The sequence below is a fragment of the Phormidium tenue FACHB-1050 genome (assembly GCF_014696925.1).
Classification (GTDB): domain Bacteria; phylum Cyanobacteriota; class Cyanobacteriia; order Pseudanabaenales; family Pseudanabaenaceae; genus Pseudanabaena.
In genome coordinates, this window is record NZ_JACJQY010000076.1 from 1 (window position 1) to 11,623 (window position 11,623).

Sequence of the window (11,623 nt, forward strand, 5' to 3'; positions counted from 1 at the left end):
GAAAATCTACCTATCATTTTTGATGAATATCTTCCTAAATGGAATTATAGAGCTATTCCTCAAAATAACTGAAATGCATAAGTTATTTATTTTTCATTCCTTAACATTAACTTGCTTACCAATGCTAATAGTGTCTCCTGATTTTAACTGTTTCTGCAAAGACTCAACCTTAGCAGCTAGTTCTTGATTATTAGCCAGAAGCGCTCGCACCTCACCCAACAACCTCACCACATCAGGATCATCAGCGATCGCCTCAACATCAATTACCGCTTGCTGATAATCGATCTCTTTCCCTGTACCCAATTTCTTGACCGTATCAGTATCGGGAGCTTTCCGTCTTAGCATTGCCCATAGTCTCTGAGACAGGTTGCCGACACCATCAACAGCATTTTCACCAACTTTAGCTATTGCGCCATCACCAACCTTGCCCAATATCCCAGAGTCAACAATGACTTTGATCGCAGCCAGAATAGGAGTAACAATTTCCATACGTTGAACACTGATTTATCAATATTTTGATTTTATCTTACGCATTATTACTAGAAACTAAAGCGATCGCCTCTTGAATTACGCGATCGCGATCGACCATCGCACCCAACTCAAAAGAAAAGCCCCGCAATGCGAGGCTTTTCTTTATTCCTTAGTGATGTTACCAGTTCTGACCCAGCCTTCTTCTTTTGTACTTTCGTTTCTGACATATACCCATTCACGATCTGGGGTTTCTCTAATTACAGCAACTTTGGTATTAAAGTCTGCACCACCAACATTACGCGCAGACTGATTGGGATCAGATCGAAATACTAGACCAATACTGGCATTGACTTTACCTTGATACTTAGCCTCATTCTCCTTAGGCTTAGCTTTAACCGTTGGCTGAGGTATTGGCTGCACCTTGATAGCAGCGATCGGCGATTTTGGTGCAGGTACAGCTTTGAGATCATTAGTAAAAACAGGTCTTTGCGGACTTTTTCGGTAAGGCAAAATGATGTAATACCAGCCAACCGTCACTATGGAGGCAATTAGTCCCAGACTAAACGCTAAACTTACACTAGATTTTGCCGTTTCTGGAAATCTCATTATCAAATCACTAGCTAACCAAAATGGATGATTGGTTGAATAGATTACCTTAAGTTCTCCAAATTTAACAGAGATTTTTTAACTAGAAAAAACAGAGGGAATGCTAAGCATTCCCTCTACTTTTTTAAATTACAGTTTCTAAGCTAATTACCCCATCATTACTAACCCATGCAATCTGAGAAATACCACGCGATCGCGCATGGTCACGAACAGCATCCTCCGCCCGAAATTCTAGCTCTAGCTCGATCGCCTCAATATTGGGATCTTGTCGTAAAAGTGCAGCATGGGCAAATGCTGCTTGCATTGCATCGGTAGTTTTAGCAACTACTAGGCAGTTAGAGGTTGCCATAGTCTGAGGTAACTGCGACTGTAGAGCTTGCTGTAAATCCTCAAGATTAAGGCAAAAGCCAATACTGGGATAACTGACATTTTGGGGATGGTAAACCCCAAGCAGGTGATCATAGCGTCCACCCTGAGCAACCACATAGTTATTACAAGCCACTTCAAAAACGATCCCTGTGTAATAGTCAAAGGTTTGCATGAAGCTAAGATCAAGAATCAGGCGATCGCTTGAAGTTAGCCCCGTACTTTCCCAAAGATCAATTAATGATTTGAGGTAATTAATTTCGCCTGTTAATCCAGAAGTCCATGTACTGCCCGACAAGCGACTCAAAACATCCTTGGGCTTACCGCGCAGGTCAATCAATTCGAGGGCATAGCCCTTGACATCAGCGGGTAAGTCCATCTCTTGCAGCGCAATGCGATCGAGACTGGCTAGACATTGCCGTACTCTGGCGCGATATTGCTCTGGCAGTAAGTCTAGCAATGCACCCGTCAGTCTGGCATCACCGAGAATAATTTTCCAGTCTGGCAGTTCTAGGCGATCGAGGCTCTCGGCTAAGAGCATCAAGATTTCACCATCGGCAAGTAATCCCGAAGCCCCCAATAGTTCTACGCCAGCCTGAAAGGATTCCTCAGAAGTGTTATTGGCTCTGCGCCGAAATACATTGGCATTGTAATAGATTCGCTGTGGACAGGTTGCCACATTCTGCCCCAGACGAGCGGCATAGGCTCGCGCGATCGAGGCGGTAAATTCGGGTCGCAAGCCTAAAATATCAATGCTGCTGCTATGCAGTTGAATCACCGATTTGGGATCAACGGCTCCACCTGCGGTCAGCGATCGCAAATGTTCGACAGTGGGGGTAATGATGCGTTGATAGCCCCACGACTGAAAAACTTGTTGAATGCGGCTCTCGATCCAACTCTTTTGAGCAACGTCTAGGGGAAGTAAGTCTTTTGCGCCAGTTGGCAGTTGATGCACCATACAGTTCTCTCAGTCTTCGTCTTTTATCGTACCGTGAATCCTTACCGATATTAGGCGATCGCCTTTTACAAAACACAAAATAGCTAGCCATTCCAAGAATTAGGGGTGCGGTGCTTTGCTCTGCACCCCTAATTCCAAAACCCAAAATGGCGTAGCCATTTTGGGTTTTTAAGACCTTAAACACGGTCTTACCGAATTTCCAATCGGTGCGGTCTATGGAAATTATCCATGGTTCAGGTATTTTCATTACTTTTACAACCATGAGGGCGATGCTTTCATAGTTCACTTCAAAGTCTCGGAAAAACCTCTGTAATCTCTTAATAGTACGATTCGACTTTGGCTTTGCCGCTAAATCCTGTGGCGATTTTCGCTAGATTTACTGTCTTTACTCGCATTAGCGCGGTTAAAAATATGGACACAAATGCTAGTCTTGCTGCATTCCATTGCAGATGTTGCTGTAAATTTTTCGCGGAATAGGTTAATCTCTTCCATAGGGGGTTTACGAGTGATGTGGCTATCTTTTATAAAACCCCTTTCTATCTACTTTTGCAACTTTTTGTCCTGTACTAAGCATGAAGACAATTAATTTGAATATCGATCTGAAATCTGGCTTCAATTTTAAGGTTCCAGTTAAAGCTATTGTCTTTACCTTCCTAGCAATCGCTACTTTTATTGCAGTAGTATTCCAAACACCGCAAAGCCTCTATTCCCAAACCGTTCCTGCTGACTTAATCAATAGGTACAATCTTGCTGTTGCAGATGCCAAGGTAGCAGAACTAAATGAAGTTTCCCAAAACTTAGTGGCAATTACTAAAGACAATCCATTCTTGATTTGGCAAAACAAGACCGCACCTAAGGACAAAATATTGGTCGCTACTTGGACAAGTTTTACGGGTTACGACAATCAGATTGGTCAATCCATTACGACAAATCGCCAAACATGGGTAACTGTAGCTCCTGAATTGCAGAATTTTTGCAAGGAGAAATTAAAAGATGTGCCTAATCAAAGCGATCGCATTCTGCGGTTAGAGCAACTCCTCGGACTACCTCCGCAAAATGGCAAAACCCGTTTTGTAGAGTTGTGGGTCAATCCTGACAATCTATTTCGCCCCAGTGCTGATTCCGAGGTTACGGATCGCAATGCCTTTGGTGAATTTACCCAAATACCTGTATCCCCTGACACAAGTATCAAACTCTCACATCTCCAGTGGTTTGAGAATTTAAAATCCCAGTCCTATAACGCTACGGGAGGCTATCCTTGGACAAGAATGGGCTATACCTATGATTGGGGAAATCCTAATAATGAAGTAGGTCTAAGCGAATTTGTGATTAACACAGGTGCAGCTATCGAGGTCAAGTCTGTACAGACAACTGATAAATATTGCGTATCATAAAAAGCAAAAAGCCGCGCAAAGCGCGGCTTTTTGGTAATTCTTGAGAGGACTAGACGTTAACTTCAGCAGGTTTAACTTGAGCTAGTAAACCAGTCAGGAATTCACCCTCGATCACTTCTGTTTCTAAGAGCTTCTCAGAGATCGACTCTAGCAAATCACGATTCGCATTGAGGATTGCAAGTGCCTTTGCATGGGCATTTTCGACAATGGTTTTGATTTCCTTGTCGATCGCTTCCGAAGTAGCAGGGCTGACATTGCGTGCCATTTCCATACCACCAAGGAATTGATTTTGTTGCTTTTGGTAGGCAAGAGGTCCTAAAACTTCGCTCATGCCGTAGCTAGTCACCATCTTATCCGCAAGATCGGTAGCGCGTTGAAGGTCATTGGATGCCCCAGTGGTAATACTACCGAAGATGATTTCTTCTGCTGATCGCCCACCTAATAAAGTCGCAATTTGAGCTTCAATTTCTTCTTTGCTTAACAGGAAGCGATCTTCCGTTGGGAGTTGCAAGGTGTAGCCGAGAGCCGCCATACCACGAGGCACGATCGAGATTTTCTCAACTTTGCCGCTACTGGAGTTAAGCGCTCCGACGAGAGCATGACCAACTTCGTGATAGGCAACGATGCGCTTTTCGTTCTCATTGAGAACACGGCTCTTCTTTTCTAGACCAGCAACTACACGTTCGACCGCTTCCGCGAAGTCTTCCAATAACACAGTTTCGCGTCCCGCACGAGCCGCAAGCAGAGCTGCTTCATTCACGAGGTTAGCAAGATCCGCACCTGCAAAACCTGAAGTACGAGTAGCGATTGTTTCTAGGTCAACACTCTTGTCGAGAGTAACTTTTGTCGCATGGATTTTGAGAATTGCTAAGCGTCCACTCTTGTCAGGGCGATCGACTAATACTTGGCGATCGAATCTACCTGGACGTAAGAGGGCTTGGTCAAGGGTTTCAGGGCGGTTAGTTGCCGCAAGAACAATGACTGTGGTTCCATCTACACCGAAACCATCCATTTCGGTAAGCAATTGGTTAAGAGTTTGTTCACGTTCATCGTTACCGCCGTACATACCACCGCTAGAGCGAGCTTTACCGATCGCATCAAGTTCATCGATAAAGATAATACAAGGCGATTGTTTTTTGGCTTGTTCAAACAAATCACGTACTCGCGAAGAACCAACACCGACAAATAGTTCTACGAATTCAGAGCCAGAGATACTGAAGAAGGGAACACCTGCTTCACCAGCGACGGCTTTAGCGAGGAGGGTTTTACCTGTTCCAGGAGGGCCAACTAGCAATACGCCTTTAGGAATCTTCGCGCCGATCTTGGTGTACTTCTCAGGAGTTTTAAGGAACTGCACAATTTCTTGAAGTTCTTGTTTGGCTTCATCAACCCCAGCGACATCCACAAACATCGTTTTAGTTGATTCACCTTCAACATAGACTTTTGCCTTGCTCTTGCCAATCTGCAAGCCACCAGGAGCGCCACCGCCACCGTTACGGCTAAACAGTTGGAAAATACCGACAAAAATCAATGGGGGAATGACCCAGCTAAGTAATGTACCGAACCAGCCTGATTTCTGAACAGGTGCGGCGGCAAATTCGACCCCACTCTTTTCGAGACGTTCTGGCAAATTCAAGTCAAAAATTGGGGTAGTCGAAATTACATCTCCAGGGATTTCAGGAGTGACACCCTTTAATTGATAGGTGATCTGATCCTGTCCGATATATACCCTTGCTACATTGCCTTCTTCAATTTCATGGACGAAGAGGCTATAGGGAACACGCGCCATGGGCGGCGCAAATAAGTTTGGTAAAAAGATGTTTATTATGAGCAATCCTGCGCCGATCAGCAATAGGACATTGCCAATCAGTCTTGCACGCGATCGCTTGGGGTCTTCTTTTTTGACAGCCATTTTTTTATATTTTACGATTTGTTTCTAGAGTCATTATAGAAATGATGGTTTCTTGGCGCTAGACAGCAAACGTAGGGATAGCCGCCTGTGTCGCTAGGAAGAGAATTAAGTAAAAGGCGGCGCGATCGCGCCGCCTTTTACTTATTATGTTGAGAGAGTGCGCCCCTTTGGGGCGCACTCTCTCAAATCATTTAATCTTGAGAAGGAAATAATAAAGGTAAAGTAAACGAAAATGTACTGCCTTTACCGAGAATACTTTCAGCCCAAATTTTACCTTCATGTTGTTCTATAATCTTGCGGCAGATGGTTAGTCCTAGCCCTGTCCCACCCTTACGCCTTGAATCCGATGAATCCACCTGCTGGAATCTCTCAAAAATACTTTCTAATTTGTCCGAAGGAATTCCTTGCCCTTCATCTTGCACTGAAAATAGTACTTCGGTATCAGATTTACGCTTAGCAGTTAACCAAACAGTCCCGTCGGTTGACGAGAATTTGATCGCATTACTGAGGAGGTTGGTGAGAGCTTGAACAATGTAATCAGAATCAACTAAAATCTCGATGTCGATTGGCTTAACTGCCAAGATTACCCCCTGCTGTTGAGCCATTGGTTGCATGGATTCCGTTGCTTTGATCATTAAAGCCGCCGCATTACAGACTTGCTTTTCCATTTTCACTTCCCCCGACTCAATCCGCTGCAAATCAAGGACATTATTAACTAAGCGCAGCAATCGTTCAGTATTGTCATCAGCAATCTCTAGCATTTGCTTGCCATCTTTAGACAGGTTGCCTAAGCGTCCAGTTGCCAAAATTTTTAAAGCACTATGCATAGATGTTAAGGGTGTGCGTAATTCATGACTGACCACAGCGATAAATTCATCTTTCATGCGTTCGATCGCTTTGCGATCGCTGATATCGCTGGTCAAGGCAAAGAACCCCATCACATTTTTATGTTCATCAAGGTGAGGAATATAGGTAACATTCACCGAGCAAGGTAGTCCATTCTTTAAGGTGATTTCATTTTCGTAGACAACTGCTTGTCCTAATAGCGCTAACTTCACATAGATTTGCATTCGTGCATAACATTCAGAACCCCAAACGGCTTGGATCTTGCTGCCATAAATATCGGCTGGTGACTGTCCTAGCCAATCTTCATAGGCTTTGTTGTTAAAGCGATAGCACTGATGTTCATCGACATAGGCAATCAGAACTGGTAACGCATTGGTAATTAGTCGCAACTGTTCTTCACTACGGCGTAGAGCTGTTTCCGCCAACATCCGATCATTGATTTCTTGCTGAAGACTGCGATTGACTTCTTGTAACTCCGCAGTGCGTACTTCCACAATTTCTTCAAGATGTTCCAGTAATTGAGCTTGAGCTAAAGCAATGCTGATCTGATCAGCGAGTTGTTGCATTAGCTCAAGCTCAAAATCAACCCAATGATGTGGGCGATCGCAATGATGAGCTATCACTAAACCCCATAACTGATTAGGTGCAACAGCCTCATTTTGTTGATGGGAATTGAGATTTTGCAGAATCGGGACAATTAACTTGGCTTTAATATGGAACTGATTCACAAACTCAATTAGACATTCCGATAAACCTGCTTGGGGGTCATGCACATCAGCGATCGCCCTTACCCTCCCCTTTGCGTAAAGCTGTTGATATTCCGTAGGAAAAACTTCTTCGGGAAACTCCAAATCGAGAATGGCAGGATAATCGGGTAGAACTGCTTCACTAATGGCTCGTCCTGTGCCATTGGGTAACACTTGGTAAATTAGCACGCGATCGGCCTGTAAAATTCGCTGCACTTCCGTTACGGTAGCCCGCAAGATTTCCTTAAGCTGCAACGATTGGCGAATTTTCAGCGTAACTTCCGCAAACAACTTCACCCATTGCCCTTGTCTCCACAACACATCTTGCTCATGATTTGGAGCAGCGAGAGGAGTCTCACCGACAAGTGACTGATTTGCTTGGCGAGAATTAGAAGGATTGCGTTCAGCCATTTTAAAAAGTCAAATTGATTAAGGGAGTAAGACCCTCACCCCTAGCCCCTCTCCCAAAGGGCGAGGGGAACAAGAATTTTCTGGATTTTGCTCCCCCTCTCCTCTCTGGGAGAGGGGGCTGGGGGGTGAGGGCAATCTTCATTCCACGTAACATCAGTTATACCAATTCACGAAAGTGTGGCAACACTTTTGGGAATTAAAAACCAAACCCAGTAAGGGTTTTCAATATACAAAATGGCTACGCCATTTTGTACGTTGGTATTACTAATTAGGGAAAATGCGTAAACGTCGATTTGGCTCCGAGCCGTAGCTCTCCGATCGCAGTTGGTAATGCTCCACTAATTCATGCTGCATCCGCCGAATAATTGATGAACGCGGTAATAACTCCACTGGTTGACCTTTAGGAATCACAATCTGCTCCACGGCGAGACGAGTTTCTTCGAGAGCTTCGATTTCATCCTCAGAATCACCATAGGCGAACATATTCAAGTCGCTAATCGTATCCGCAGGACTTTCATCGATGTGCAAAATCCTTCGCAAAGCGCGAGTAATTTGAGGAAGAGTGCTAGTTTTGATCGCATGAATGGGAATCTGACGTGCTTCAGCAACTTGGCGCACTTTGGAACTGGTGCGAATTTGAGATCGCAGCGCCAGTACAATATCCGCTTCATCAAGATCTTTAGTGATTTCAATCGGTAAATTAATCGATTGCACCACCTGCTCAGTTTGATGGCGGCTGACTCCATAGAGATAAACATTCAACGTACCAAAACGCTCTCGCATCGCCCCATAGGAAGAAAGATCGCCAAATTCCTCTTCCTCTTCTTCGCTAGCATCGTTTAATTCTGCTACAGCAGTATTACTAATCTTGCTAGTCAAATCAGCAATTTCAGAACGCATTTGCACCTGTGGATCAAGGGGAATCGGCTTAATTTTACCTGTGGCTCGCCAACCCTTGACCGCAGGATTTCGCATTACTTCAGGATTTTTGGGTTTCTCTTCCGTAGTCGTAACTTCACCAGCATCACTGACAGCCCGAATCTGACGACCAGGATCGCGATCGCGTAGCAGCATATCAATGGTTCCCGCCACATCATCATGAACCGCCCACCGATATCGCTCCCACATTTCTACAGCAATATCAAAGGTCGGTTGCGCCTTACGTTCGAGAATGCTCTTTTGGGGTAAACCACGGCGGCGCATTTCTTCATCACCGAGGGTGACGGACTGAATGCCGCCAATTAAATCCGATAGGGTAGGATTTTTGATTAAATTTGCAAGTTGATTACCGTGTGCCGTGCCGACTAGTTGTACTCCACGTTCTGCGATCGTTCTCGCCGCTAATGCTTCGAGTTCCGTACCAATTTCATCAATAACGATCACTTCAGGCATATGATTTTCCACTGCCTCGATCATTACTTGGTGTTGCAATTCGGGTTGAGAGACTTGCATTCGACGCGCCCTACCGATCGCAGGGTGGGGAATGTCGCCATCGCCAGCAATTTCATTGGAGGAGTCAATAATTACTACACGCTTGTTCAGGTCATCGGCAAGCACACGGGCAATCTCGCGCAGGGCTGTCGTTTTGCCCATCCCTGGTTTACCTAGCAATAAAATCGATTTGCCTGTTTCCACTAAGTCGCGAATCATAGCGATCGTGCCATAGACAGCGCGACCAACGCGACAGGTTAGCCCGATGATTTCACCTTTGCGGTTGCGGATCGCACTGATGCGGTGCAGAGTGCGCTCGATACCTGCACGATTGTCGCCGCCAAATTCACCGACTTGATGCACACAGAGTGCTAAGTCTTCTTTGGTAATTGGATCATCGGTTAAGTATTTAGTACTGTCAAAATACCGCGCTTCTGGCAACCTGCCTAGATCCATCACAATTTCGACAAGTTGTTCTAACCCGCCGCAGAGTTCGAGGCTACTTTTGATGCGTGGTGGCAGAATATCGAGAAGTTGATCGAGGTTGTCTGTAACTTGCTTGCGGATGGAGTCCATTAGGCTTTTTCAGGTTTTACAGTTAGGTTGATTCCTTGATGAAAGTGCTGCTTCGCAGCACTTTCATCAAGATTTGATTTGTGAAACTAGTTGTCGGGCGATCGCGACAGCTTGCCAGAGTAAACAAGGACGATCTTCAAGGCGATCGGGGATGTCCTCTCCCAGACCTTCTAGAAAATCCATCACGATTTTACGAGCATAGCTGCCATAGGCAACACCAGCCACGGGGATGTTTACTTGGCGCAGTTTGGGGACAGTACTTGCATTTGTACCACCAGCCAGTTGCACAAAGCCCAGAGGTAACTTAAAGTCCAGAACCTTCTGCCCTAGTTGCAGTGCGGCACGGGTTGCACCGTCACCAATATCGCCGCTCATCGGTCTGCCATCGGTTTGCCAGATCAGCGATCGCGGTTGGGGATTCATCCCTTCGAGTAACGACATCAGATAATTCCGCAAATCTTCGCAATCTGGGAAGCTTACAGCTACTAGCTTGAGCTTGGGGATAATCGGACTCAAGCGCTGCCAAAATGCGGCAAATTCTTTAGTGCGATTGGGTTGTGTATGAATTTCGATCGCATTAACCGACTGGTTAAGTACTTCATCAAAAATATCTTCAGGGACATAAACCTGTTCGCGGGTATGAATAATCTGCACTGGACATAGCGGCAAGCAACGACCGCACCCATAACAAAGATTTGGCATGATCCCATTGTAATCATTACTAAACTTTATTGCAGTGGTGGGGCATACTTTTTCGCAAGGTCGGCTGCAATCGCTAGGACAAAGCTCAGGTTCAAAAAAAGCTTTCCGAAAATGGGGGTCTTCGCCATCATTAAAGCTAACCATCACTAAAGGGGCGATCGCTTTTGAGTCTAACTCTAGTGCGGCGGCGATGCCTTCCCTTGCAGCAGCGATCGTGGCAGGATCGGGAGCCATATCAATGCAATCAGCGCCAGCCAATGTATAAATTAGCGCCAGATGACGAATTGAGGGTAAATGTTGATAACTCGCACCACAAATGAGCTTAAACCACTGGTGCGATCGCAGAGCTTCAATTTCCATAGTTTCAGTGCTATTTACTCAAGGTCATTAGCACGCTGAAAACCTCGTAGTTAGGTATATTTTCGATTGTAACCGCGATCGGGCTTTGCTTTTCGCAAGCGAGAAGATGAAGGCGGCGCTTTGCGCCGCTTTCATCTTTCGGGTTGTGTTCTATATGCACAACTATGATCGCTTTTTGCGATAATGCAATATATAAAGCGTGAGTTGAGATTATGGCTATTTTTGCTGCTGTTCAAACCCCTGAAAAAGTCAAAGACACTGTCAAAGAGATAGTACGCAAGCCTTACCCGAAATATAAGGTCATTGTGTTAAACGATGATTTCAATACCTTTGAGCATGTTTCTGAATGCCTGATGAAATATATTCCAAACATGACTGAGGAGATGGCTTGGGAGTTGACCAATCAAGTGCATTTTGAAGGCTTAGCGATCGTTTGGGTCGGACCAATGGAGCAAGCGGAGCTTTATCACGCTCAACTGAAGCAAGCTGGCTTAACTATGGCTCCTCTGGAAGCTGAGTAAGTTTTAACGGACGAAATTAACCACTATTAACTCTACAAATCCATTAGATTTAGAGGTTATGAACCATGAAATCCATCTATAAAAAAAAGTTGAAGTCACATGAAATATCTACCAATCCTACGACTCTAAACTTGCAACCTCGACCGTTCGCATCTAATCATCTAGACACTTCTCAAGACGACAATACAGACACTTCTAGTCCTACTTATACTAAAAGAAATTGTAATTGCTCAACCTATAGCAAACAATGATTTGAGAGGATTCAAAGCGATAAGAATGGACTCAAAAGCGGAAAAGCCTTTTCTTTTTCCAGTATTGACAAT

Annotated in this window: 9 protein-coding genes; 2 read left to right on the forward strand and 7 right to left on the reverse strand. The window is 44.8% G+C overall.

The annotated features are described in order from the left end of the window. Positions 1-93: 93 nt before the first annotated feature. The 3 genes from H6G05_RS24280 to H6G05_RS24290 all read right to left on the reverse strand — a co-directional run bounded on the left by H6G05_RS24280 (position 94) and on the right by H6G05_RS24290 (position 2,401). Complete coding sequence (locus H6G05_RS24280) at positions 94-489, reverse strand: hypothetical protein (RefSeq protein WP_190582457.1); 396 nt, start codon at positions 487-489, stop codon at positions 94-96. A gap of 144 nt (positions 490-633) precedes the next feature. Continuing rightward, positions 634-1,077: an SH3 domain-containing protein gene (locus H6G05_RS24285; protein ID WP_190582459.1), complete on the reverse strand. Its 444-nt coding sequence runs from the start codon at positions 1,075-1,077 to the stop codon at positions 634-636. 124 nt (positions 1,078-1,201) lie between these two features. After that, positions 1,202-2,401 (reverse strand): ATP phosphoribosyltransferase regulatory subunit, encoded by a 1,200-nt coding sequence (locus H6G05_RS24290; RefSeq protein ID WP_190582462.1) that lies wholly within the window; start codon positions 2,399-2,401, stop codon positions 1,202-1,204. Between the two features lie 572 nt (positions 2,402-2,973). Between H6G05_RS24290 and H6G05_RS24295 the strand changes: the two genes are divergently transcribed. Beyond that, positions 2,974-3,795 carry a hypothetical protein gene (locus H6G05_RS24295; RefSeq protein ID WP_190582463.1) on the forward strand — a complete coding sequence of 274 codons (822 nt, stop codon included), beginning with the start codon at positions 2,974-2,976 and terminating at the stop codon, positions 3,793-3,795. 49 nt (positions 3,796-3,844) lie between these two features. Here the strand turns inward: H6G05_RS24295 and ftsH are convergent, their stop codons facing one another. The 4 genes from ftsH to H6G05_RS24315 all read right to left on the reverse strand — a co-directional run bounded on the left by ftsH (position 3,845) and on the right by H6G05_RS24315 (position 10,779). Continuing rightward, positions 3,845-5,707, reverse strand: coding sequence for an ATP-dependent zinc metalloprotease FtsH (ftsH, locus tag H6G05_RS24300; RefSeq protein WP_190582465.1), 1,863 nt, complete (start codon positions 5,705-5,707; stop codon positions 3,845-3,847). A gap of 191 nt (positions 5,708-5,898) precedes the next feature. Continuing rightward, on the reverse strand, positions 5,899-7,710 hold the full coding sequence (locus H6G05_RS24305; RefSeq protein ID WP_190582467.1) for an ATP-binding protein: 1,812 nt from the start codon (positions 7,708-7,710) through the stop codon (positions 5,899-5,901). Between the two features lie 264 nt (positions 7,711-7,974). Continuing rightward, positions 7,975-9,717, reverse strand: a complete 1,743-nt coding sequence (locus tag H6G05_RS24310; RefSeq protein WP_190582469.1) for a R3H domain-containing nucleic acid-binding protein — start codon at positions 9,715-9,717, stop codon at positions 7,975-7,977. A 66-nt stretch (positions 9,718-9,783) separates the two neighbouring features. Next, entirely contained in the window at positions 9,784-10,779 is a 996-nt protein-coding gene (locus tag H6G05_RS24315) for a Light dependent period protein LdpA domain-containing protein (RefSeq protein ID WP_190582471.1), read from the reverse strand. 212 nt (positions 10,780-10,991) lie between these two features. On the opposite strand from H6G05_RS24315, the gene clpS reads away from it, so the two are divergent. Continuing rightward, a complete protein-coding gene (gene clpS / locus H6G05_RS24320; protein ID WP_103667074.1) occupies positions 10,992-11,300 on the forward strand; it encodes an ATP-dependent Clp protease adapter ClpS in 309 nt (102 codons plus the stop codon). The last annotated feature ends 323 nt before the right edge of the window (positions 11,301-11,623 follow it).

Excerpts from the sequence above, each read along its gene's own strand:
- H6G05_RS24280 (WP_190582457.1), bottom strand. The coding sequence starts at position 489 with ATGGAAATTGTTACTCCTATTCTGGCTGCGATCAAAGTCATTGTTGAC.
- H6G05_RS24285 (WP_190582459.1), bottom strand. The coding sequence starts at position 1,077 with ATGAGATTTCCAGAAACGGCAAAATCTAGTGTAAGTTTAGCGTTTAGT.
- H6G05_RS24290 (WP_190582462.1), bottom strand. The coding sequence starts at position 2,401 with ATGGTGCATCAACTGCCAACTGGCGCAAAAGACTTACTTCCCCTAGAC.
- H6G05_RS24295 (WP_190582463.1), top strand. The coding sequence starts at position 2,974 with ATGAAGACAATTAATTTGAATATCGATCTGAAATCTGGCTTCAATTTT.
- ftsH (WP_190582465.1), bottom strand. The coding sequence starts at position 5,707 with ATGGCTGTCAAAAAAGAAGACCCCAAGCGATCGCGTGCAAGACTGATT.
- H6G05_RS24305 (WP_190582467.1), bottom strand. The coding sequence starts at position 7,710 with ATGGCTGAACGCAATCCTTCTAATTCTCGCCAAGCAAATCAGTCACTT.
- H6G05_RS24310 (WP_190582469.1), bottom strand. The coding sequence starts at position 9,717 with ATGGACTCCATCCGCAAGCAAGTTACAGACAACCTCGATCAACTTCTC.
- H6G05_RS24315 (WP_190582471.1), bottom strand. The coding sequence starts at position 10,779 with ATGGAAATTGAAGCTCTGCGATCGCACCAGTGGTTTAAGCTCATTTGT.
- clpS (WP_103667074.1), top strand. The coding sequence starts at position 10,992 with ATGGCTATTTTTGCTGCTGTTCAAACCCCTGAAAAAGTCAAAGACACT.